The organism is Flavicella sediminum, assembly GCF_006381105.1.
Classification (GTDB): Bacteria; Bacteroidota; Bacteroidia; order Flavobacteriales; family Flavobacteriaceae; genus Flavicella; species Flavicella sediminum.
In genome coordinates, this window is the sequence record NZ_VDET01000015.1 from 1 (window position 1) to 25115 (window position 25115).

Annotated in this window: 23 protein-coding genes and 1 tRNA gene; 18 read left to right on the top strand and 6 right to left on the bottom strand. The window is 33.8% G+C overall.

What is annotated here, in order from left to right; all coding sequences use genetic code 11:
• The coding region (locus tag FGM02_RS13215) for a transposase (RefSeq protein WP_243739405.1) at positions 1-247 on the top strand (247 nt) is incomplete at its 5' end.
• Between the two features lie 169 nt (positions 248-416).
• Here FGM02_RS13215 and rpsT read toward each other — a convergent pair.
• The 3 genes from rpsT to proS all read right to left on the bottom strand — a co-directional run bounded on the left by rpsT (position 417) and on the right by proS (position 2447).
• Entirely contained in the window at positions 417-668 is a 252-nt protein-coding gene (gene rpsT / locus FGM02_RS13220) for a 30S ribosomal protein S20 (RefSeq protein ID WP_139958587.1), read from the bottom strand.
• Positions 669-700: 32 nt separating this feature from the next.
• Positions 701-772 (bottom strand) — tRNA-Glu (locus FGM02_RS13225).
• Between the two features lie 196 nt (positions 773-968).
• Positions 969-2447 (bottom strand): proline--tRNA ligase, encoded by a 1479-nt coding sequence (gene proS, locus FGM02_RS13230; protein ID WP_139958862.1) that lies wholly within the window; start codon positions 2445-2447, stop codon positions 969-971.
• A 109-nt stretch (positions 2448-2556) separates the two neighbouring features.
• Here proS and FGM02_RS13235 point away from each other — a divergent pair, with 109 nt between their 5' ends.
• The 5 genes from FGM02_RS13235 to porT all read left to right on the top strand — a co-directional run bounded on the left by FGM02_RS13235 (position 2557) and on the right by porT (position 7538).
• Positions 2557-3600 (top strand): hypothetical protein, encoded by a 1044-nt coding sequence (locus tag FGM02_RS13235; protein WP_139958863.1) that lies wholly within the window; start codon positions 2557-2559, stop codon positions 3598-3600.
• 29 nt (positions 3601-3629) lie between these two features.
• Positions 3630-5030 carry an OmpP1/FadL family transporter gene (locus FGM02_RS13240; RefSeq protein ID WP_139958864.1) on the top strand — a complete coding sequence of 467 codons (1401 nt, stop codon included), beginning with the start codon at positions 3630-3632 and terminating at the stop codon, positions 5028-5030.
• An 83-nt stretch (positions 5031-5113) separates the two neighbouring features.
• Complete coding sequence (locus FGM02_RS13245) at positions 5114-6010, top strand: NifU family protein (protein ID WP_139958865.1); 897 nt, start codon at positions 5114-5116, stop codon at positions 6008-6010.
• A gap of 16 nt (positions 6011-6026) precedes the next feature.
• Positions 6027-6755, top strand: a complete 729-nt coding sequence (gene ubiE / locus FGM02_RS13250) for a bifunctional demethylmenaquinone methyltransferase/2-methoxy-6-polyprenyl-1,4-benzoquinol methylase UbiE (protein ID WP_139958866.1) — start codon at positions 6027-6029, stop codon at positions 6753-6755.
• Positions 6756-6797: 42 nt separating this feature from the next.
• Positions 6798-7538 (top strand): type IX secretion/gliding motility protein PorT/SprT, encoded by a 741-nt coding sequence (porT, locus tag FGM02_RS13255; protein WP_139958867.1) that lies wholly within the window; start codon positions 6798-6800, stop codon positions 7536-7538.
• Between the two features lie 2 nt (positions 7539-7540).
• Here porT and FGM02_RS13260 read toward each other — a convergent pair whose 3' ends face one another.
• The gene (locus tag FGM02_RS13260) at positions 7541-8272 is read right to left on the bottom strand and encodes a TrmH family RNA methyltransferase (RefSeq protein ID WP_139958868.1); all 732 of its coding nucleotides are present in this window, start codon (positions 8270-8272) and stop codon (positions 7541-7543) included.
• A gap of 109 nt (positions 8273-8381) precedes the next feature.
• On the opposite strand from FGM02_RS13260, the gene tamL reads away from it, so the two are divergent.
• From tamL to FGM02_RS13315, 11 genes are all read left to right on the top strand, one after another.
• Positions 8382-10904 carry a translocation and assembly module lipoprotein TamL gene (tamL, locus tag FGM02_RS13265; protein ID WP_243739406.1) on the top strand — a complete coding sequence of 841 codons (2523 nt, stop codon included), beginning with the start codon at positions 8382-8384 and terminating at the stop codon, positions 10902-10904.
• Between the two features lie 158 nt (positions 10905-11062).
• Complete coding sequence (gene fbaA / locus FGM02_RS13270) at positions 11063-12130, top strand: class II fructose-bisphosphate aldolase (protein ID WP_139958869.1); 1068 nt, start codon at positions 11063-11065, stop codon at positions 12128-12130.
• Positions 12131-12231: 101 nt separating this feature from the next.
• Complete coding sequence (accD, locus tag FGM02_RS13275; protein WP_139958870.1) at positions 12232-13089, top strand: acetyl-CoA carboxylase, carboxyltransferase subunit beta; 858 nt, start codon at positions 12232-12234, stop codon at positions 13087-13089.
• Between the two features lie 209 nt (positions 13090-13298).
• Positions 13299-13568, top strand: a complete 270-nt coding sequence (gene rpsO, locus FGM02_RS13280) for a 30S ribosomal protein S15 (RefSeq protein WP_139958871.1) — start codon at positions 13299-13301, stop codon at positions 13566-13568.
• 129 nt (positions 13569-13697) lie between these two features.
• Positions 13698-15953: a polyribonucleotide nucleotidyltransferase gene (locus FGM02_RS13285; protein ID WP_139958872.1), complete on the top strand. Its 2256-nt coding sequence runs from the start codon at positions 13698-13700 to the stop codon at positions 15951-15953.
• A gap of 220 nt (positions 15954-16173) precedes the next feature.
• Positions 16174-17037, top strand: coding sequence for a sigma-70 family RNA polymerase sigma factor (locus tag FGM02_RS13290; RefSeq protein WP_139958873.1), 864 nt, complete (start codon positions 16174-16176; stop codon positions 17035-17037).
• 98 nt (positions 17038-17135) lie between these two features.
• Positions 17136-17792 carry a ribulose-phosphate 3-epimerase gene (gene rpe / locus FGM02_RS13295; protein ID WP_139958875.1) on the top strand — a complete coding sequence of 219 codons (657 nt, stop codon included), beginning with the start codon at positions 17136-17138 and terminating at the stop codon, positions 17790-17792.
• 125 nt (positions 17793-17917) lie between these two features.
• A complete protein-coding gene (gpmI, locus tag FGM02_RS13300) occupies positions 17918-19435 on the top strand; it encodes a 2,3-bisphosphoglycerate-independent phosphoglycerate mutase (protein WP_139958876.1) in 1518 nt (505 codons plus the stop codon).
• A gap of 196 nt (positions 19436-19631) precedes the next feature.
• Complete coding sequence (locus tag FGM02_RS13305; RefSeq protein ID WP_139958877.1) at positions 19632-20039, top strand: BT0820 family HAD-type phosphatase; 408 nt, start codon at positions 19632-19634, stop codon at positions 20037-20039.
• A gap of 96 nt (positions 20040-20135) precedes the next feature.
• Complete coding sequence (gene map / locus FGM02_RS13310; RefSeq protein ID WP_139958879.1) at positions 20136-20942, top strand: type I methionyl aminopeptidase; 807 nt, start codon at positions 20136-20138, stop codon at positions 20940-20942.
• Between the two features lie 31 nt (positions 20943-20973).
• Positions 20974-21738: a class I SAM-dependent methyltransferase gene (locus FGM02_RS13315; protein ID WP_139958880.1), complete on the top strand. Its 765-nt coding sequence runs from the start codon at positions 20974-20976 to the stop codon at positions 21736-21738.
• 11 nt (positions 21739-21749) lie between these two features.
• On the opposite strand, the gene FGM02_RS13320 is transcribed toward FGM02_RS13315, so the two are convergent.
• Together FGM02_RS13320 and FGM02_RS13325 are read right to left on the bottom strand one after the other, a co-directional pair.
• On the bottom strand, positions 21750-23027 hold the full coding sequence (locus tag FGM02_RS13320) for a hypothetical protein (protein ID WP_139958882.1): 1278 nt from the start codon (positions 23025-23027) through the stop codon (positions 21750-21752).
• A gap of 63 nt (positions 23028-23090) precedes the next feature.
• Positions 23091-24104 carry an FAD:protein FMN transferase gene (locus FGM02_RS13325; RefSeq protein WP_139958884.1) on the bottom strand — a complete coding sequence of 338 codons (1014 nt, stop codon included), beginning with the start codon at positions 24102-24104 and terminating at the stop codon, positions 23091-23093.
• Between the two features lie 113 nt (positions 24105-24217).
• On the opposite strand from FGM02_RS13325, the gene FGM02_RS13330 reads away from it, so the two are divergent.
• Positions 24218-25060 carry an OmpA/MotB family protein gene (locus FGM02_RS13330; RefSeq protein ID WP_139958885.1) on the top strand — a complete coding sequence of 281 codons (843 nt, stop codon included), beginning with the start codon at positions 24218-24220 and terminating at the stop codon, positions 25058-25060.
• The last annotated feature ends 55 nt before the right edge of the window (positions 25061-25115 follow it).

Here is a 25115-nt window from a genome sequence, read left to right on the forward strand (position 1 = left end):
AACTATTGCCATTACTAGATTGGCACATTGGTTTAGAGAAGTCGAACAAAGTGGACTTAAAAATTTTGCCACAGTAATGAGAACATTCCAGGTGCATTATGACTCAATTGCAAACTTCTTCAATAACAGAAGTACAAATGCAGCAGCTGAATCTTTTAACGCCAAAATCAAAGACTTTAGAAGAAATTTTAGAGGCGTAACTGACCTAAAATTTTTCTTATTTAGATTGACCAAAATTTATGCCTGAAATTAATGAAACCCAGTTTTTGCACCTGATCCCTAAAAATAACACAAGATTTAACCCGATTTCCCAAGTCAAACCGACCCCACTTCTAGCTTTTAAATTGCCGAAAAAAATAGCGAACAAAAAAAAGCCTCAAGTAAAACTTGAGGCTTTTTAATAGTTTTGGTTAGGCTTACAAAGCAGATACGTGCTTTGTCAACTTAGATTGTAAGTTACTAGCTTTGCTTTTATGAATAATATTATTCTTAGCTAACTTGTGTAACATAGCAACTACAGCAGGAAGTTTTTCTTCCGCTTCTTTCTTTTCAGTCAAAGCTTTCAAACTTCTAACAGCATTTCTTGTAGTCTTATGCTGGTATTTGTTTCTCAACTGCTTTTCGCGGTCACTTCTAATTCTTTTTAATGCTGACTTGTGATTTGCCATAACTTAAATATTTTTAAAAACTTAATTTTTTGTAGTCCGTAGGGGAATCGAACCCCTGTTACATGGATGAAAACCATGCGTCCTAACCCCTAGACGAACGGACCAGTATTGCTGCTTTTTTAAAGCGAGGCAAAAATACAAACTTTCTTAAAGCTGACAAAATTTATTTCATTTTTTTTGTCTTTATTTTTGCTGATTCAATATTTAAAAAAACGCTCACATCTCTCTCGATTTGCGGTTGCAAAGATACACTACATTTCAAATCCTGCAAACAAAACTTGAACTTTTTTTCGTTTTTTTTTAGTAGGCCTTTGCAAACAAAACTCTCTTAGTTGATGGCGCCCCAGAATAGACACAACTACCTTCCTCATTTTCAGCATCAATAGCTATACAGCGTATTGTAGCCTTCGTCTCCTTCTTAATTTTTTCTTCCGTTTCTTCGGTACCATCCCAATGTGCTAAAACAAACCCTCCTTTGGTTTCTACTACTTTTTTGAACTCGTCAAAACTATCCACCTTCGTGATATGTTCGTCTCTAAAAGATTTTGCTTTGGCAAATAAACTTTCTTGAATCTCTTCCAAAAGAGCTACAATAACATCTTCAATACCTTCTTGTTCTAAAGATTTTTTCTCTAAAGTATCTCTTCTTGCAAGCTCTAAAGTTCCATTTTCCAAATCTCTTGGCCCCAAAGCTATTCTAATTGGCACCCCTTTTAATTCGTATTCTGCAAACTTCCAACCTGGCTTGTGCGTTGTTCTATTGTCAAACTTAACGGAAACTCCTCTCTTTTTTAAAGCTGCAACTATTTCCAAAGCTTTTTCAGAAATAGCATCCAATTGTTCATCGTTCCTATGAATAGGAACAATAACCACTTGAATAGGCGCTAATTTTGGAGGAAGCACTAAGCCAAGATCATCGGAATGTGTCATAATTAAACCTCCTATCAAACGAGTAGAAACCCCCCATGAGGTTGCCCATACATGATCTTGTTTTCCTTCTTTATTTGTGAATTTCACATCAAAAGCTTCTGCAAAATTTTGACCTAAGAAATGTGAAGTTCCTGCCTGTAATGCTTTTCCATCTTGCATCAGGGCTTCAATGGTGTAAGTGTCAACAGCTCCAGCAAAACGTTCACTTTCTGTCTTCACTCCTTTTACAACTGGCATCGCCATAAAATTCTCTGCAAAATCAGCATACACTCCTTGCATTCTTGTTGTTTCCTCTACAGCTTCCTGTTCCGTGGCGTGAGCAGTATGTCCTTCTTGCCATAAAAATTCAGCGGTACGTAAAAACAATCTTGTTCGCATTTCCCAACGCATTACATTTGCCCATTGATTTATCAAAAGTGGCAAATCTCTATAAGACTGAATCCAACCTTTATAAGTATTCCAAATAATTGCTTCACTGGTTGGACGAATAACTAACTCTTCTTCCAATTTGGCATTTGGATCTACCATTAACTTTCCTTCTCTATCCGGATCGTTTTTTAATCTATAATGTGTTACCACAGCACACTCCTTAGCAAAGCCTTCTGCATTTTTTTCTTCAGCTTCAAAAAGACTTTTGGGAACTAGCAATGGAAAATAAGCATTTTCATGTCCTGTTTCTTTAAACATTTCATCCAAGGCTTTTTGCATGTTTTCCCATATGGCATATCCATAAGGTTTAATCACCATACAACCTCTTACTGCGGAATTCTCCGCCAAATCGGCTTTTACAACCAGCTCATTATACCACTTGGAATAATCTTCACTGCGTTTTGTTAATTTCTTGCTCATCTAAAAAAAGTTTGGCATAAATATTGTAATTTCAACCTACGTAACGGGTTGCTATCATCTGGCAAAACTAGTTAATTTTAGATTCTTCAACAATAAAAACATAATGATTATGAAAGTTTATATTCCATACACCAGACAATTGAGCTACACGATTATTATTGTATTGACTATATTCGGACTTCAATCTTGTGGTTCTTCTGCATATTATACGGAATATTCTGACGGAATATATTCCTCAAGACCAACTTATAGACAATCAAATAATACGCAAAGAGATTACAACCGTACATTTTCTAATGGTATTGCAGATTTAAACCTCGACGAATCTTTCGACCCTAATCAAGAAGAACAATATTTTGAACCTGAAGTTGATAACGATCAGAACACCAATTCAAACCAAACTATTTACATACAAGTAGACCATGGTAATTACTGGGATCCTTATTGGAACTCTAGTTGGGGATGGAATAATGGTTTTAGTTACAGACCTTATGCTTATTACGGTTTTGGATGGTCTAATTGGGGTTACAATAACTTTCATTTTGGAAACAATTGGGGGTATTGGGACTATAATTATTACGGTTACAACAATTACCGTCCTTACTATAGAAATAATTACTACAACGACAGATACTACAATAACAATTCTAGGTATTACAATTACGGAAAAAGAAGTACAACGAGTAATTCTACCTACTCAAAACGAAACACTACTTATTCTAAAAGTGCTAACAGTACTTATAGCAGAAGTTCTTCCGTTACTCCAAATACTACAGGCAGAAGAACTCCAAGCTCAAGCGCGTCAAGAAGTTCGTCTACTTTTTCTAAATACACAAAAAGTTCTGCGAGTAAAAGTCCAACCAGAAGATCAAGTACCTACAGTAGAAGTAGCTCAACCTATAAAAAACCTACAACCTCTTCCAAGAGTTCTTCAAAAAAGACATACACACCTAGAAGAAGTAGCTCTAGTTCAAGAAGCTCCTCCAACTCTAGTTCAAATACATATAGAAAATCAAGTTCTAGCAGCAACAACAGTTACACACCAAGCAGCAGTAGCAGCAGCTCAAGTTCTTCGAGCTACAGTCCTAGTAGAAGATCTTCAAGCAGTAGTTCTTCATCATCAAGCAGAAGCTCTTCATCAAGAAGGAGATAAACTTTTAAAACAATCTTAACAACATACCCATGAAAAAAATATTTTTCCTTTTTCTAGCGATTTGCTATGCTCAAAACGCTATTTCACAATCCTTGAGTTACGAAGATTTAGGTAAATTAGCTTCTCAAAACAATTTCCAAGGATCTGCCAGATTCAACGCCATGGCTGGTGCCTTTGGAGCTCTTGGTGGCGACATCAGTGCTACCTTTACAAACCCAGCTTCAGGGGCTGTTTTTAGTCACAGTGAATTTTCTGGAAGTCTAAGTGTCAATACTATTAAAACAAATGCAGCTTACTACGGAACTACGACTTACAGTGAAAACACAAAAGCAAATGTTCCTCAAGTCGGCGCCGTTTTTATTTTTGAAAATGCCAATAGAAGTCCTTGGCATAAATTTGCGATTGGATTCAATTACAGCATCCTAAACAACTTTAACAACAACTATACAGTTACAGGTAATAATACAAACAAATACGCAACTTTCATCAACCATCCTTTCGATGGAAGAGATCCAATTTCAGATTATACTATTGCAGAAGAACAAAATTTCACCAATGATACAAATGGAAATGCTGAAGTATTTACTTTTTCATTTTCCTCTGCTTATGAAGACATTCTTTATTTGGGGGCTAGTTTAAATTCTCATCAATTAAGTTTTACGCAAAACACTTTTTTAAGCGAAATAAATAATGACGGAAACGGAAACACGCTTTTTGCAGATTACTCACAATACCAATCGCAAATAAGCAATGGAATTTCTTTAGGAGTAGGTTTAATTGCAAAACTAAGTCCAAATGCAAGGTTTGGATTGGCCTACCAAAGTCCAATTTGGTATTATGACACTACTGAAGAAACTAATATTTTAGAAGCAGATGGCTTTGATGGAAGCACACAAATCGAAGCTACTGACATTAACCGAAATTACTCTAACAGCAACTACTACGCCTTGTCTAGTTTTAATTATGCTATTAAAACACCTAGTAAATTCACTTTTAGTGGCGCTTATGTTTTTGAACAAAATGGTTTAATTAGTATTGATTATTCCTTAAGTAATTATAAAAAAATTCATTTATCAGAAAACCGAAATTCCACTGGTTTTTTGAATGATAATAAAAATTTCAAAAGCGACTTAAACGACAATAGTGCGACTTTACGCTTAGGTACAGAATGGCGCTTAAAACAATGGAGTTTTAGAGGAGGTTATTTTATGGAAGATAGCATTTACGAAGAGAATGCAGATGAAATTGTTAACAAAGGGTATTCTTTTGGGTTTGGTATCACCTTAAAAAACACCAAACTTGATCTTTCATACCAAAACTCAAAGTATTTAAGTGCTTATGATTTTTATGGAGATTATGACGAAATAGACGCTGCCAATCTAGATTTTGACACTTCACAAATTACCGCAACTTTATCTTTCACACTTTAACAACTATACTTTTAAACTTTGGCTCTTTCATACTTTCGCCTTTAGACTAATTAGCCTATTTTTGCAGAAACATTTTATTTCTGATGAGTATTCATAAAATTTCCATAGAAGCGACAAACAATCCTAATATTGTTAAATTTAATAGCAACCAATTGTTAACAAAAGGCGGTAGCTATCAATACAATAATGTTGACGAAACGAAAGAGTCACCCTTATCAAAGCAATTATTTCATTTGCCATTTGTTAGCAAAGTTTTTATTAGTGCTAACTTTTTGGCTATCGAGAAATTTGACATTGTAGAATGGGAAGATATTCAGGAAGAAATAAGAGAATTGGTTGAACTTTATTTAAACCAAGGAAACAGTGTAATTACAGACGCCGCTGTTCCTAAAAAAGTTAGAATTGAAATATATGCTGAAAGCACACCAAACCCAGCTGTAATGAAGTTTGGTAGTAACAGACTGCTTTCTGAAAAAGACTACGAATACAAAAAAGTGGAGGAAACTACAAATTCTCCTTTGGCTCTAGAATTATTTCAATACGTTTATGTAAAAGAAGTTTTTATTACTGAAAACTATGTTTCTATTACTAAAAACGACAGTGTTGAATGGACTTCTGATGTGGTAAATGACTTGAGAATGTTTATCAAATCTTATATTGAAAGTAACAAACTTATTGTTGACGAAACAATTGCTATGGCAAAAGTAGACCTACCAACCATAGATATAAATACATTGGAAGGAACTTCTTTAGATATAGCAGGAATTCTTGAAGAATACGTAAAACCAGCTGTTGCGGCTGATGGTGGAAATATTATTTTCCAATCGTATGACGAAGAAACTCAAGTGGTCAATGTTATTTTACAAGGTGCTTGTAGTGGCTGCCCTTCTTCTACCGTAACTTTAAAAAACGGTATTGAAACAATGCTAAAAGAAATGATTCCTAACAAAATTAGTGCTGTTGTTGCCATCAACGGATAATTGCTTACCCATTCTTATGTCAAAAAAAATCACACCTTATAAAGATTCAAACCTTGGTAAAAAAGAGCAAGTTGCTCAAATGTTTGACAATATCTCTGAAAATTACGATGATTTAAATAGAGTCATTTCCTTTGGTATTGATGTTAAATGGCGTAAAAAAGTGATTCAACTTGTTGGAGAAAACAAGCCGAAAAAAATATTGGACATCGCTACGGGAACAGGTGATTTAGCTATTATGATGTCGGAATTAAATGCCGATCAAATAGTAGGATTAGACATCTCTGCTGGTATGCTCGAAGTTGGAAAACAGAAAATAGCTTCAAAAAATTTAACCCATAAAATTGAAATGGTTTTGGGTGACTCTGAAAACATTCCTTTTGGCGATAATTATTTTGATGCTATTACCGTATCTTTTGGAGTACGTAATTTTGAAAACTTAGACAAAGGTTTAAAAGAAATTTTACGCGTTTTAAAACCTGGTGGAAAATTTGTTGTCCTAGAAACAGCCGTTCCTACTAAAACACCTTTCAAACAAGGCTACAATATTCATTCAAAATATATTTTGCCCTTAGTAGGAAGATTGTTCTCTAAGGACAAAACAGCCTATTCTTATTTATCAGAATCAGCAAATGCTTTTCCTTACGGACAAGCTTTCAACAATATTTTAGAAAAAAATGGGTTTATTAATACAAAAGACATTCCTGTAACTTTTGGCGTTGCTTCAATTTATACCGCAACTAAATAAATTAGAATGTTTTCGTTACTTTTAAAACCTGAAAAAACTCGTATGAAAAAAATTAGTTTTATTATCCCTTTCTTATGTATTAGTGTATTTTTTAATGCTTTCGGACAAAGAAGAGTTGTGACCCAATTGCCAAATTTTGACAAACACGAAGTGCATTGGGGTTTTTATTTAGGATTAAATAGTATTGATTATAAATTCAACTACAAAGAAAGTAGTACTGAAAACACACATGTAACTTACGATAAAAAATCTGGTTTTAATGTTGGTTTAATTGGAGACATACGTATCAATAGCAACTTAAACTTACGTTTTGAGCCAGGACTTTCAAGTAGTGCTGGAACCATAAATTTTGTTGATGACCTTTTTGGAGGTGAAGAAGGAACTTCTAGCCGATTTGAATATTCTAGTGCAGAAATATCAGCGACTTATTTGCATTTACCTATTTTGATGAAATTCAGCGCCAACAGAATGAACAACATCAAACCTTATGTTATTGGTGGATTTTCATACGACCATAATTTCTCTAGTAAATCTTCAAATCCTAACGACAATCGCACTAATGTTTTTAGAATGCAAAAAGCTAATTTCATGTATGAGGTAGGTATCGGTATGGATTTTTACTTTCCATATTTTAAATTTTCTCCTTCTATTAGAGGACAATTTGCCATAACAAATGAATTAATGCCCGACAACAAATCAGAAGCACAACCATCAAGTCCTTACACCGACCCAATTGATTTTATGGGAACACAAGCTATTTTTATAAAGTTTGCTTTTGAGTAAGACTACACTCTTCTTCTAAATTCACTCAACAAAATAGACGTTGCTGTAGCCACATTTAAACTCTCCGTGGCTTGTATCACTCCAAACCTTGGAATAGACAAACTATTTGTGACATAATCTCGCACAGCATCACTTATACCATTGGCTTCATTCCCCATAATAAGCACCGCTTCTTTAGGTAGCTTTGCCTCGTAAACATTCTCACCAACCATATCGGCTATATACATAGGAGACGCACATTTTTCTAAAAAAGGAAGCAAATCAACATAATTAATGGCCACTCTAGATAAAGACCCCATGGTAGACTGCACCACTTTTTCATTATAACAATCCACAGTATTCACAGAACAAACCAATTGTTGTATACCAAACCAATCACACAATCTGATAATGGTTCCTAAATTACCCGGATCATTAACCTCGTCTAAAACCAATACCAATCCAGAACTATTCAATGCTTTTTCCACAGGAATTTTAAACAGTGCCAACACCCCGTTTGGTGATTTTAAAGAACTTAATTTTTTCAGATCGACTTCATTTACAATTTCAACCTTGTACGATGTAAAATTTTCACTTGCAGCTTCTGTTACAAACAAAGTATCTAACTCAAATGAAGAAGCTAGTAATTCCTTCACTACTTTTATTCCTTCTGCCACAAAAAGCCCTTCTTTCATTCGGTACTTTTTTTGGCGAAGTTTATTAATTACTTTGGTTTGATTCTTAGAAAAACTCATACAAAATAGTTGTTATAAGCAGCAAAAATACACTTTTTAGCATCGAATACTAAAAACAAATACAAACAGTTATTCGTGTTCGCTATTTTAACCTACAAAAGTGTTATTTTTGGACAAAATTAAAAATCCTTTGTTGAAAAACAATTTCAAAATACTAGTCAGACTTACTGTATGCAGTGTGCTTTTTATCACTTCATGTACTTCAACAAAATATGTCCCAAAGGGAGATTTCCTTCTGAGCAAAAATAAAATTATTGTCGATGGTAAAAACACCGTCAACACCGAAGTAAACGATTTAATTATTCAAAGACCGAATCAAAAATCAATTGGATTGCCGCTTTCTTTGTTTTTTTACAACTTTGGAAACATCAATTACAAAGAGGACCATGCCAAATGGATCGAAAACAATCCTAAAACTTCAAAATTTTTAAACAAAGTCTTCTCTAGAAAACAAACCTTAAAAATGGGGGAATCTTATAAAGATTTGCACAAATGGTTTTTAACCAAAGGAGAAGCTCCTGTAATTCACGACATCAACAAAACGGAAGCCAGTGTAAAAAAACTGCGAACCTATTATTTCAACCAAGGTTATTTTGATGCTGAAGTGACCAATGAACCTGATTTAGGGATTAAAAAAATAACCATAGAATATGCTGTCACAAAAAACAAGCCCTATTTTTTAAACAAAACAAGTACATTAATAGAATCACAGGTAGCAGATTCTATTTACAACACGCACAAAGACTTTTCTTTTTTAAAAGAAGGAGATCGCTATAAAGATTTAAACTTCAGAAAAGAAGCCAAGCGGCTTACAAATTTATACAGAAACAACGGTATCTATCATTTTACAGAAAACTTGATTGGTTTTTATGAAATAGACACCGCTAGTGTTGATTACAAAACAGATGTTTTGTTGAAGATTGCCAATCGTGTTTCTGAAAAAAGCGGAAAGGTTTATACCCATCCTTTAAAAATTCAAACCATAAAAGCAATTAATATCATTGCCGATTATTCTTACAATAAAAAAGATGATGTCTTTCAAGACTCCGTTTCGTATCAAGGTTACAATTTCTTTTCTCATGACAAGTTAAAATATCGACCAAAAGCTTTATTGAATTCTATCTTTATTGAACCCAATGATATTTACAAGGACAGTGCCCGAAATTTAACCAGAAATCATTTAAAGTCCTTAAAAAACTTCAAACTTGTCAAAGTAAAATACAACGAATTAAATGACGAGGAGCTAGCGGCAACCATAATCTTAACTCCGCTGAAAAAATATTCTATCGGATTAAATACCGAAGCCATACATTCTAACATTAAGCAACTAGGTTTTTCAGGAGGATTCTCCTTCTTAAACAGAAACACCTTTAAAGGAGCTGAAATTTTCAAACTATCTTTTCAAGGTTCCATCTTTGATGTTTCAAACAACACCGGTTCCGACGATACTCCTTTTAATTCATGGGAAATTGGTGCTGATGCTTCTTTAGAAATTCCTCGTTTTGTTTTTCCGTTTATCAACAACAAATTGATTCCAAAAAGAATGGGGCCTAAAACAGTTTTCTCTTTGGGTACCAGTTTTCAAAAAAATATTGGTTTAGACAAACAAAAATTTACGGGTGTTATTGATGTAAGCTGGCAAGCTACAAAAAGAAAAAAACACACCATTGAATTTATCAATGCACAGTTTGTAAAAAACTTAAACACTGATTCCTATTTCGACATCTATTCGTCAGAATATAGCAAGTTAAAAACAATTCAAGAAACCTATTTCCCTTCTGAATCTATTAGCCATTTAAATGCTTTGAGTTTTATAAACAACCAAATAGATAACGACTTTAACAACAGCAATCCTGATGAATATAAAATAGCCAAGAACATTGAAAAAAGGCATGCTATATTAACCACTAATTATGTAAGTCCGTCTATCACCTACGCATTCACCTATAATACACAGTCTAATTTTAAAGACAATAGTTATTTTTTCTTTAAAGCTAAAATTGCCGCATCAGGAAACTTAACTTCGGCAATTACACAAACAAGAGACGGCGATGTCAAAACTTTTTTAGACATTCCAATTGCGCAATTTGTACGTACCGATTTTGAATTTAAAAAATTCTGGAGAACCTCTTCTAGCAGCGTACTGGCCTATAGATCTTTTTTAGGCGTTGCCATTCCTTATGGTAATTCAGATGAAATACCATTTACAAACAGTTATTTCATTGGAGGATCCAATGATATTAGAGCTTGGAAAACCTATGACTTAGGGCCAGGATCCAGCAATTCAGGTTTGGAATACAATGTTTCAAATTTTAAATTCATCACCAGTCTCGAATATCGTTTTGATTTTTCTAGAAGTCTGAAAGGAGCCTTATTTGTTGATGCCGGAAATATTTGGGACATCACCAACTCCGACTTAACAACCGACGAAGAGAAATTTACAGGATTAAAATCTTTAGAAAACATAGCCGTGGGTTCTGGATTTGGTGTTAGGTATGATTTTAACTTTTTGGTGTTAAGATTAGATTTAGCATTTAAAACCTACGAACCTTATTTAACCAACAATAAATGGTTCCAAAATTACGACTTATCCAATGCTGTGTTGAATATCGGAATCAACTATCCATTCTAATCAGACCAAAACAAAGCAGATATTCAAGAACTCAAACACTTAAATATTTGACTATTACACCTACAACGTTTTCGTATTTTATTCTACATCACTCCGTCTAAAAAGTCGAAAGAAGAATAAAAATTATTACTTTTGTTACAAATTAAAAAAAACAAAACATGAGTCACAATATCAAACCAGGAGTTGCTACAGGAGATGCAGTTCAAGAAATTTTCAAATTAGCAAAAGCTAAAAAATTCGCTGTACCTGCTGTTAACGTAACAGGTAACAATACAATTAACACTGTATTAGAAACGGCTAAAGAATTAAACTCTCCAGTAATCATTCAATTTTCAAATGGTGGAGCAGTTTTTAACGCTGGTAAAGGTTTAGACAATACTGATCAAAAAGCTGCTATTGCAGGAGCTGTTGCAGGTGCTAAGCATGTACATGAAATGGCAGTTGCTTATGGAGTACCTGTAATTTTACATACAGATCACGCAGCTAAAAAATTATTACCTTGGATTGACGGTTTATTAGATGCTTCTGAAAAGCACTTTGCAGAAACTGGTGCTCCTTTATTTTCTTCTCATATGATTGACTTATCAGAAGAGCCTTTAGAAGAAAACATTGCTATCTGTAAAGAGTATTTAGCTCGTATGGATAAAATGGGAATGACTTTAGAGATTGAATTAGGAATAACAGGTGGTGAAGAAGATGGTGTAGACAACTCTGATGTTGATGAATCTAAATTATACACACAACCAGAAGAAGTAAATTATTCTTACGAAGAGCTTTCTAAAGTTTCTTCAAGATTTACAATTGCTGCTGCTTTTGGAAATGTTCATGGTGTTTACAAGCCAGGAAACGTTAAATTAACTCCGAAAATTTTAGACAATTCTCAAAAATTCATCGAAGAGAAACACGGATTAGGACACAACCCTATTGATTTTGTATTCCATGGTGGTTCTGGTTCTTCTGTTGAAGAAATTAGAGAATCTATCGGATATGGTGCTATCAAAATGAATATTGATACTGATTTACAGTATGCTTTCATGGAAGGAATTAGAGATTATATGGGCGCTAATGCTGAATATTTAGCCTCTCAAATTGGAAACCCAACTGGACCTGATGCTCCTAACAAAAAGTATTACGACCCAAGAGTTTGGTTACGTGCAGGTGAAGCGACTTTAAAAACGCGTTTGATCAAAGCATTTGAAGACTTAAATAATGTAAATACGCTTTAAGCACTTAATTTACATCTAAATTTTATAGAAAGAGAAACTGAAAAATAATTCAGTTTCTCTTTTATTTTTTTAGTAAATTAGCCCCCTAAAACAGATTATATATGTCATCTTGGTTTAAGAGAATAGATAAGGGAATTCATACTCCTACTGAAGCTAAAAAGGATGTACCTAAAGGATTATGGTACAAAACTCCTAGTGGAAAAATTGTTGACACTGAGGATTTAAAACAAAACTTATACGTAAGTCGCGAAGACGGTTACCACGTAAGAATTGGTAGTGCTGAGTATTTTGAAATTTTATTTGATGGTAAATTCAAAGAATTAGACAAAAACCTAGAGGCTGCAGATCCATTGAAATTTCAGGACACTAAAAAATATCCAGATAGATTAAAAGACGCTCAGAAAAAAACAAAATTGAAAGATGCTGTTAGAACTGCCGTTGGAAAATCTTTAGGGCAAGATATAGTGATCGCAGCTATGGACTTTGCTTTTATCGGAGGTTCTATGGGAAGTGTAGTAGGTGAAAAAATTGCCAGAGCAATTGATTACTCTATCAAACACAAAATTCCTTTCCTAATGATTTCGAAATCAGGAGGAGCCCGTATGCAAGAAGCTCCATTGTCATTAATGCAAATGGTTAAAACTTCCGCTAAATTAGCCATGTTGGCTGAGGCGAAAGTTCCATATATTTCATTATGTACTGATCCTACTACAGGAGGAATTACAGCTTCTTTTGCAATGCTTGGAGATATCAATATTGCAGAACCAAATGCATTAATTGCCTTTGCAGGACCTAGAGTTGTAAAAGACACTACAGGAAAAGATTTACCAGAAGGTTTTCAACGTTCAGAATTTTTATTAGAGCATGGCTTTCTAGATGCCATCTACGAAAGAAAAGATTTAAAAACACAAATAAATTTATACATTGATTTAATTTCAAATCAAAAAATAAGATCTTAATACAGAAAGCCTCATATAAATGAGGCTTTTTTTTTGAATTACAAATACAAAAACCAAGCGATTCTTCCAATTAAATTCATCACCATCTACTCGCTTCTATTCTCAACAAAACAGCAGTTGTTTAATTGAAAAATAATAGTATCTTTGCAGCCTTGATAACGTGGATTATCAATACATAAAAATTATTAATAACAAAATTTAATGTTAGCATGTATTTAACTAAAGAAGTAAAAAACGAAATTTTTAAAAAACACGGTGGTGCTGAAGCAAACACAGGATCTACAGAAGGTCAAATTGCTTTATTCACTCACAGAATTAATCACTTAACAGGACACTTAAAAAATAATCGTAAAGATTATAACACTGAGCGTTCTCTAGTAAAGTTAGTAGGTAAAAGAAGAAGCTTACTTGATTACTTGATCAAAACGGATATCGTAAGATACCGTGCTATCATCAAGGAATTAGGATTAAGAAAATAAAAATTCCAAAAAAGAGGCAAAATTATTTTGCCTCTTTTCTTTTTAGTACACATTACTCCACAGGGAACTCAACAAGCCCGAACCAAGCAACACGACACACATATTAGTAACAAAATTTAGAATTAAACTATGATTCCAAAAGTATTTAGAGAGGTTATAGACCTTGGAGATGGAAGAACTGTTTCATTAGAAACAGGAAAATTAGCGAAGCAAGCACATGGAAGTGTTGTTGTGCAAATGGGAAAAGCAATGTTGTTATGTACCGTAGTATCGAACTACAAACAAAGCGATGTAGATTTTTTACCATTAACGGTAGATTACAGAGAAAAATTTGCAGCAGCAGGTAAATATCCTGGTGGTTTCTTTAAAAGAGAAGCAAGACCAAGTGATGCAGAAGTATTGACTATGCGTTTAATTGACCGTGTTTTACGTCCATTATTCCCTAAAGATTACCATGCCGAAACACAAGTAATGGTACAATTAATGTCTCATGATGAAGATGTTATGCCAGACGCTTTGGCTGGATTAGCTGCCTCGGCCGCTATTCAATTAAGTGACCTTCCTTTTGAATGTCCAATTTCTGAAGCACGTGTTGCAAGAGTAAATGGAGAATTCGTAATCAACCCTACAAGAGCTCAATTAGCTGAAGCTGACATCGACATGATGATTGGAGCTTCTGCTGAATCAGTAATGATGGTAGAGGGTGAAATGGATGAATGTAGCGAAGAAGAAATGGCTGATGCAATTAAGTTTGCACATGAGGCTATTAAAGTACAATGTGCTGCTCAAGTAAGATTGGCAGAAGCTTTCGGAAAGAAAGAAACACGTGAGTACGCGGTTGCAGAAGAAAACGAAGAATTAGCAGCAAAAATCAACGCTTTGACTTATGATAAGTGTTATGCAATTGCAGCTAAAGGAACTTCTAAAGTAGAAAGAACAGACGCTTTTGCTGCTGTTAAAGAAGAAGTTAAAGCTACTTTTACGGAAGAAGAATTAGCAGAATATGGTGATTTAGTTGGAAAATACTTCAACAAATCTCAAAAAGAAGCCATCCGTGAATTAACTTTATCAGAAGGTTTACGTTTAGACGGACGTAAGACTACAGACATCAGACCTATCTGGTGTGAAGTAGACTACTTACCATCTACACACGGTTCTTCTGTATTTACAAGAGGGGAAACACAAGCATTGGCTACAGTAACTTTAGGAACTTCTAGAGATGCCAATATTATTGATTCACCAACAAACGAAGGTGAAGAACGTTTTTACCTACACTACAACTTCCCTCCTTTCTGTACAGGTGAAGCAAGACCTTTAAGAGGAACTTCACGTAGAGAAGTAGGACACGGAAACTTGGCTCAAAGAGCTTTAAAAGGAATGGTTCCTGCTGATTGCCCTTACACAGTAAGAGTTGTATCTGAAGTATTAGAATCTAACGGTTCTTCTTCTATGGCGACTGTTTGTGCTGGTACAATGGCATTAATGGATGCAGGTGTACAAATGACAAAACCAGTTTCTGGTATCGCTATGGGATTAATTTCTGATGGAGATCGTTATGCAGTATTATCTGATATCTTAGGAGATGAAGATCACTTAGGAGACATGGACTTTAAAGTGACAGGTACTGCTGATGGTATTACGGCTTGTCAAATGGACATCAAAGTAAAAGGATTATCTTACGAAATATTAGTAAATGCACTAAAACAAGCTCGTGAAGGTCGTTTACATATCTTAGGAAAAATTACAGACACCATTGCACAACCAAATGCAGATGTGAAATCTCACTCTCCTAAAATGGTTACAAAAAGAGTTGCTAATGAATTTATTGGCGCTTTAATTGGTCCTGGTGGAAAAGTAATCCAAGAATTACAAAAAACAACTGGTTGTACAATTGTCATCAACGAAGATCCTATTACTGAAGAAGGTATCGTTGAAATTTTAGGAACTGGAAGTGAAGGAATTAATGCTGTTTTGGCAAAAATTGATTCTGTTACTTTTAAACCTGTAAAAGGAGACAACTATAAAGTAAAAGTAATTAAAATGTTAGATTTTGGTGCTGTGGTAGAATACCTTGACGCTCCAGGAAATGAAGTTTTATTACACGTAAGTGAATTGGCTTGGGAACGTACAGAAAACGTAACTGACGTTGTTAACATGGGAGATGAATTTGAAGTAAAGTACTTCGGAACAGATCCAAAAACACGTAAGGAAAAAGTTTCTCGTAAAGCTTTGCTAGAAAAACCAGAAGGTTATGTAGCAAGACCACCAAGAGACAATTCTAGAGATAACAGAGGTAGTAGAGACAATCGTGGTAGAGATAATCGTAGAGATGATAGAAGACCAAGAGAGGACAGAAAACCTAGAGAAGAAAAGAAAGAAGATTAATTCAACTTTCTAAAACTATATAAAAAGCTCTTACCTATTGGTAAGAGCTTTTTTGTTTTTATGCATTTCTAAAAAAAGTGATTAAAGTAGACATCTATAGCGCTTATTTAAAAAAATAAAAAAAAGTTACTTTTTTTTGTAACAAAACAACTACTTCCTACGTATATATAAAAGCAAGGAGACTCCAAGCAAAAAAATTGCACCAACATCCTATTAAAACATGAGACAACTAAAAATTACCAAACAGGTAACGAACAGAGAAACTGCGTCATTAGACAAGTATTTACAAGAAATCGGAAAAGTAGATTTGATTACTGCTGATATGGAGGTTGAGTTAGCTCAACGCATCAAAGCTGGAGATCAAGTTGCACTTGAAAAACTAACAAAAGCAAATTTACGTTTTGTGGTTTCTGTTGCTAAGCAATACCAAAATCAAGGTTTAACACTTCCTGATTTAATTAATGAAGGAAACTTAGGTTTGATCAAAGCGGCTAAACGTTTTGATGAAACTCGTGGATTTAAATTTATCTCTTATGCTGTTTGGTGGATTCGTCAATCTATTTTACAAGCTTTGGCGGAACAATCTCGTATTGTAAGATTGCCTTTGAATAAAATTGGATCAATCAATAAAATCAATAAAATGTACGCTTTCTTAGAGCAAGAAAACGAACGCCCACCATCTGCTGAAGAAATTGCTAAGAAATTAGACATGACAGTAAATGATGTAAAAGAATCAATGAAGAATTCTGGCCGTCACGTATCTATGGATGCACCATTAATTGAAGGTGAAGACTCTAACTTATACGATGTATTAAACTCAGGAGAATCTCCAAATCCTGATAAAAATTTATTACACGAATCTTTAAGAGTAGAAATAGAAAGAGCCTTAGAAACTTTAACTCCTAGAGAAGCTGATGTTGTAAAATTATATTTCGGTTTGGGTGAACACCAACCAATGACACTAGAAGAAATAGGTGAAACTTTTGATTTAACAAGAGAAAGAGTTCGTCAAATTAAAGAAAAAGCAATTAGAAGATTGAAACACACTTCTCGTTCTAGAATTTTAATGACTTATTTAGGATAAACCTATCTTTCAAAACTATATACAAACTCTCGATATTCTTTATCGGGAGTTTCTTTTTTTATAGTACTTTTGCAAAACAAACTTTTAAACAAAAAGAAATGAGTAATTTAATAGCTCCATCAGTACTTGCAGCTGACTTTGCAAACTTACAACGCGATATAGAAATGGTTAACAATAGTGATGCTGATTGGTTTCACATTGATGTAATGGACGGAGTTTTTGTTCCTAATATTTCATTTGGTATGCCCGTTATTAGTGCTATTAAAAAACACGCTAAAAAAACAATGGATGTGCATTTAATGATTGTAAATCCTGACCAATACATTTCCACTTTTAAAAATATTGGCGCTGATATTTTAACCGTTCATTACGAAGCATGTACGCATTTACACCGAACATTACAAGCAATTAAGGCAGCAGGAATGAAAGCTGGCGTTGCATTGAACCCACATACACCTGTTGCGGTTTTAGAAGACGTGATCAAAGATATTGACATGGTTTGTATCATGAGTGTAAATCCTGGTTTTGGCGGACAATCTTTTATAGAAAACACGTATAAAAAAGTACAACAATTAAAAAACCTGATTGAATTTTCTGGCGCTGATACTTTAATTGAAATCGACGGTGGTGTAACCGATAAAAATGCCAATGAATTAATTGAAGCAGGTGCCAATGTGTTGGTTGCTGGTAGCTACGTTTTTGGAGCTGAAGATCCAACATCAACTATCGCAGAATTAAAAGCACTGATCAATTAAATTAATTATCTAATAACTCAGTAAAACCTGGTTTATTTTTCGCGAAAACGAATTCGTGAATATCTCTTTGCATTCATCGTTTTATTTTAAATTCCATTTATATTTACTGAATAAAATCTCTTATAATGAACAAGAAAGTTATCTTAATGATCTTAGACGGTTGGGGTGTTACTCAAGACCCAAAAGTCTCTGCAGTTTTCAACGCTAAAACATCTTTTATAGATGGTTTATACGATCAATATCCAAATGCCACTTTACGTACTGACGGTGAACACGTCGGACTTCCTGATGGACAAATGGGAAATTCTGAAGTTGGCCATATGAATTTAGGAGCTGGTCGAATTGTTTATCAAAATTTAGCACGTATCAACAAGGCTGTTAAAGAAAAAACTTTAGGACAAGAAAAAGTTTTACTTGACACCTTGAACTATGCCAAAGAAAACAAGAAAGACGTTCATTTACTAGGACTTGTTTCTAACGGAGGTATCCATGCACATATTGATCACTTAAAAGGATTGTTAGATGTTGCTAAGGAAAATGAAGTGGAAAATGTTTATTTACACGCATTCACAGACGGACGTGATTGTGATCCTAAATCTGCTCCTTATTTCTTAAAAGAAGTACAAGACCATATGGATATTTCTACAGGAGAAATAGCATCTGTAACAGGGCGTTATTATGCAATGGATAGAGACAATCGTTGGGAACGTGTTAAAGAGGCTTATGATGGTGTTGTAAATGGTATTGGGGTAAAAACTACAGATATCCAAGCTACTATTTCTGAAAACTATGAGGCAGGAATTACGGATGAATTTCACAAACCGATTATCCTAACGGATGCTGATGGGACTCCAAAAGCACAAATAAAAGAAGGAGACGTTGTTTTGTTTTTTAACTACCGTACCGATAGAGGTCGAGAATTGACAAACGCCTTATCTCAAAATGATTTCCCTGAACACGGAATGAAAAAATTAGATTTATATTACACAACTATTACTTTATACGATGCTTCGTTTAAAGGAATCAATGTAATTTATAACAACGATAATATTAAAAATACGTTAGGAGAAGTATTGTCTGCCGCAGGAAAAAAACAAATAAGAATTGCTGAGACAGAAAAATACCCTCACGTAACTTTCTTTTTCTCTGGAGGACAAGAAGAACCTTTTGAAGGAGAATCTCGTATTTTGAGAAATTCACCAAAAGTTGCTACGTATGATTTAAAGCCTGAAATGAGCGCTTTTGAATTAAAAGATGCTTTGTGTGAAGATTTAAAGAAAGGAGAAGCAGATTTTGTTTGTCTTAATTTTGCCAATGGAGACATGGTAGGACATACAGGTATGATGGACGCAGCAATTAAAGCTTGTGAAGCTGTTGATGCTTGTGCTAAAGATGTTATTGAAACAGGATTAGAAAATGGCTATTCTATCCTATTAATTGCCGATCATGGAAATTGTGAAACAATGATGAATCCAGATGGTTCTCCTCATACGGCACATACAACAAATCCGGTTCCATTAATCTTAATTGACAAAGACTTAAAACAAATTAAAGACGGTGTTTTAGGAGATGTTGCTCCAACTATTTTAGAGATGATTGGTGTTGCACAACCTGAAGAAATGACGCGTCATTCTTTATTATAATACTAAAAAATATTCCATCAAAAAACCTGTAAATCCACTTACAGGTTTTTTTTGTATTCTACAGAAGTATTCTCTATACTTATTACCAAATCTACCCCTTCAAAACTTAGTAGATTGATCAATAAAACTAGTCCTAAAAAAACTATAAAAACCTACGGTCTTTTTTGTATTTTGTACACTTATAAAAAGCTATCAAATGATTCAAAACAAACATTTAATTATTGCTGTAGATTTTGACGGAACTATTGCAGAAGACAAGTATCCAAAAATAGGAGAACCCATGCTTTTCGCTTTTGAAACGATGAAAAAACTACAGGAACAGGGCCATCGATTAATTTTGTGGACGGTTAGAAATGGAAAATCATTAGACCAAGCAGTTGCTTTTTGTAAAAAAAACGGTGTTGAGTTTTATGCCATAAATAAAAATTACCCCGAAGAAATTCTGGACGACAAGACCTCAAGGAAAATTGCAGCAGATATATTTATTGACGATAGAAATGTGGGAGGATTTATTGGTTGGGGTAAAATTTATCAACGCTTTTTTACCGACGAATTGGTAGAAAAAAAGAAATCCAAAGGACTCTTCTCTTTTTTAAAGAAATAAACTGAAAACATTCGTTTTAACGGATAAACTTGTAAAGATTCTCTCTTTCTAATTACTAGAATTTAAAGTATCTTTGCAGTCCTAAAAATACAATTCATGATTACAATTAAAACTTCAGAAGAAATAGAACTAATGCGCGAAAGTGCCCTTATCGTTTCCAAAACTTTAGGAATGCTTGCCAAGGAAGTGAAGCCTGGCGTAAGTACTTTGCATTTAGATAAACTTGCTGAAGAATGTATTCGTGATCATGGAGCAATACCTGGGTTCCTTGGACTGTATGATTTCCCAAACACTTTGTGTATGAGTCCAAATGCACAAGTAGTACACGGAATTCCTAACAAAACGCCATTGGTTGATGGAGATATTATATCTATTGATTGTGGTGCTTTAAAAAACGGCTTTTATGGCGATCATGCCTACACCTTTGAAGTAGGAGAAGTAGATCCAGAAACAAAAAAATTATTAGAGATTACCAAACAAAGTTTGTACGAAGGAATTCGTCAATTCAAAGCTGGGAACAGAGTTGGTGACGTAGGTTTTGCTATTCAAAAATATGCAGAAGATCATGGATATGGTGTGGTTAGAGAACTTGTTGGTCATGGTTTAGGAAGCGTAATGCATGAAGACCCTGAAATGCCAAACTACGGTAAAAGAGGAAGAGGTAAAAAATTTGTTGAAGGAATGGTTGTTGCTATAGAACCGATGATTAACATGGGTACAAAAAGCATCAAACAATTAAATGATGGTTGGACCATACTTACCAAAGACGGAAAACCTTCTGCTCATTTTGAGCATGATGTAGCCATTGTAAATGGAAAACCTGAACTACTTTCAACTTTTAAATACGTAAACGAAGCCCTTGGAATAGTGACCAATATAGAAGATGAATTCAGAGCCAAATAATTCTCATCTACACTAATTCCTTATCCAAGCTATGAAGCTTTTTAAATTTATTTTAAATACCATTCCTAGACCTCTTTTAATTAAAGGCAGTTATTTGGCTAGGCCGCTTATTAGCTTTTATCTTAAAGGAAATACCTATACGGATCCAATTGATGGGAAAAGCTTTCGGAAATTTTTACCCTATGGCTACGAAAACCAACGTGAAAATGTTTTAGCACCGGGGAGTTTATCTTTAGAACGACACCGTTTGCTATGGTTGTATCTTCAAAGAAAAACAGACTTTTTCTCAAAACCTTTAAAAGTATTGCACGTTGCTCCTGAGCAGTGTTTTTACAAACTATTTAGAAATCAAAAAAATTTAGACTATACAACAACCGATTTGTATTCGCCATTGGCAGATGTAAAAGCGGATATTTGTGATTTGCCTTTTGAAGACAATTCTTATGACCTCATTTTTTGCAACCATGTTTTAGAGCATATAGAAGATGACACAAAGGCTATGAAAGAATTGTATCGTGTATTAAAAAAAGGAGGAACCGGTATCTTTCAAATACCACAAGATTTATCTCGTAAAGAAACTTATGAAGATTTTTCGATAACAACACCTGAGGCACGTAAAATACACTTCGGACAATACGATCATGTTAGAGTATATGGCCAAGATTATTTTAACAAACTAAGAACCATAGGATTCGACGTTTTAGAACTAGCTTGCTTGGACATAAGCACTGCATCCGAAGTAAACAGCTTCTGCTTGTCAAAAGAAGAAATATTACCCGTTTGTAGAAAATTGTAATCTTTCAGGTATTATTGCTGTTTTTTCAAAAATTTCTCTAAGCTTTCCAAAGTTTCTTCATCTTTCGTAATTTGACCAGCTTCATTTATAAAATGGTATTTTGATGGTCCCACTTTCTCTAAAATAGCTGTACCAACATAATCCCCATTTTTATTCAACAATGGTTTTGTTTCAATTCCTTTTTCATTGATCCATACTTGCTGACCGTCACCTTTTATTGCTTCCGAAAACCCATTGCTAAAAGTACCTATGTTTGTATATTGACTTGCTAAAAGAATATTCCCACCAGAGGATATATAAGCGTAAATAGAACCCGTTTCCGTATAGAAAACTGAAAAACCTTTAAGATCTCCACCAAAATTCAAATAATCCTTTTCTATTTTTATTTGATTGTCATCATTGAATTTTTTGATTACTTTTTTATCCTTCCAGTATTTAAAATGTCTTTCTAAAAAAGGCGTTGGTAATAAGCTATTTGTTTCTAAATTATAAACCGCAACTTTCGTAGCATTATTCGGATAACAGACCAAATAGTGGTTGTCTCTTGGAAGCATAACTTGACCGTAATGTGTAGATAGTGAATTGAATTGCGCAACGGGTGGAATTGTAATTTCCTTCAAGCTTGTAGTATTCAACACTTTGATACTTGTCGGCTGCCCCTTCACGCCTTCCATCAAAACAATATATCCATCAAAATGCGAGAAATTAGCGTAAGCTCCAGGAGCAATTAATTCTTTTCCATCCACCGTAATGACTCCATAATTTCCTGTGGGACTTTTAAAAACAGCAACACCATTTTTATCAAGTTTATAAATAGTATCCGCAGATACAATCAAAGCGTCCGCTTTTTCTTGCCATACATTTTTTAAAGAATCCAATCGCTGTTGCTTTTTAAGAGCAAACATTGCAATTTCTCTTTCTTTTCTATCTTGTTCTTTTTGAAGTTCTATTTGTTCTTCCAAATCAACATACAAATACAAAACTTGACTATACGATTCAGAAGTTTTGTCCTTTTCTAATTCAAAATATTTTTTCGCATGTGTTTTCGATTTTTCAAAATCTTTCAATTTATAATAAATCATTGTCCCAAGTTCTTCAACCTTAGCCGTTGTTTCAGCACCTAATAGTTTTTGTGCTTTGTCAAAATATCCAAGCGCCTGATCCAACATATCAATATTCAACTTTTCTTCTGCCTTTATTAAATAAATACCCGCAATTTCGGTATTAGATTGGGCAAATGTTTGGTTTGAAAAAGCTAGGAAAACAACAAGAAATAGAATTTTCTTCATAATAGTATGGTGTGGTTTGTCAATAAATTGCAAGATAGTAATTTTTTAAAAAAAGGACAGCGCTTAAAGGAGAGAACTAGACAAACTATCGGACAGATATTCTTTCACCTCCCCTTTCTTATCTACATAAATTAAAAACACCTTTAATTCAGGGTGAGCTTTTAGAAAATCCAACGTTTTTTTATAGCCCATTGCCATGAATGTAGTAGCATAACCATCTACATCAGCACAATCTAAAGAAGAAATAACGGTTGCACTTAACAAATCTCGTTTGGCCGTAAAACCCGTTTTAGTATCAATTGTATGCACATACTTCTCACCTGTTAAAGAATCTATTTTGAATTTTCGATAATTTCCTGAGGTTGCCATACTCTCATTTTTTAAAGATAGTATTTTTTGAATTCCTCTAGATCCATCAAAATTTGGTTGTTCCACTCCAACTCTCCAATCTATATGTTCACTATTTTTCCCTCTAGCTCTAACTTCTCCACCTATCTCCACCAAATAATTCTCTACAGATTTCATTTCAAAAAAACGTCCAACAACATCGACACCAAAACCTTTGGCAATGGCATTAAAATCAAAATAGCTTTCAGGAAATTTTTTATAAACTATATCCTCTGAAATAGATACCTTATCAAAGCCAACATATTTCAATAAATTTTTAATTTTTAGAGAATCTAATTTTTCTACATTTTTATTTGGACCAAAACCCCAAGCATTCACCAAAATGCCAATAGTTGGATCAAATACCCCATCGGTCTCCTTATATATTCTATGCGCTTTTCCGAAAACTTCTTTAAACAAAGTATCTACTTTTGTATTCAATTCATTTTTGTTAATTCTAGATATATCGGAATTTGGGATATAAGTTGATAAGGATTTGTTTACCAAATAAAACAAACTATCTAGCTGTTTTGAGCTTACTTTTTCCTCAAAAGAAACATAAGTTATGTGAAATGTAGTTCCGAAAACATTACCTGACAAATTGTATTTGTTTGGCTCGGTTTTTGAGCAAGAAATAACAACGAAAACAAATAAAAAACAAATTGTTAAATACTCTAAAGTTCTAACCATAATCAATATCAATAATTTAGTTCGTAAAATTCGGCAAAATTCATATAGATATAGGTTGAATATGAAAGATTATTTAATATATTTGTACAAAATTAAATCATTTTTTTAACATCATGAAAAAACTAATTGCACTATTTTCAGTTTCAGCTTTATTATTAACCTCTTGTGTTTCTAAAAAACAATTTACTGAATTACAAAACGAAAACTCTAAAAATCTTCAAGAGTTGGCTGCGGCTAAATCAAATTTATCTTCAACTGCTTCTTCTTTAGACAAAGAGCAAAATAAAGTTAGTTCTTTAGAAGACAAAATCAAGTACTTATTAAAAGGTAATGAAAAAACTTTAGAGTTTGTTGATAATTTAACTGTGCTTTCTAAATCAGCTAATGAAAATGTTAAAGCTACTTTAACGCAATTGAGTCAAAAAGATGAATACATCAAACAAATTCAAGCTTTAAATTCTAAAAGAGATTCTATCAATTTAGCTGTTGCATTCAACTTGAAAAAAGTTTTAAACAACGGATTAAACGACGAAGATATTCAAGTTAACATTGAAAAAACAGTTGTTTACATCTCTATCGCTGACAAATTATTATTCAACAGCGGTTCTTTCAGAGTATCAAACAGAGCAAACGCTATCTTAAAGAAAGTTGCTGATGTAATCAATGCACAACCAGAAATGGATGTAATTGTTGAAGGACATACAGATTCTAAAACTATCAAAACTGACATTTTAGATGACAACTGGGATTTATCTGTAAAAAGAGCTACTTCTATTGTAAGAGAATTACAACACAAATTAGATGTTGACCCATCTAGATTAGTTGCTGCTGGTAGATCATCTTACCAACCATTGGTTGCTAATGATAGCCCTGCTAACATGGCTAAAAACAGAAGAACAAAAATTATTATCATGCCTAAATTAGATCAATTCTTTGATTTATTAGACAACAAATAATAGTTACTATATTTTATAAAAAGGCTCTACATAATGTAGAGCCTTTTTTTTGCTT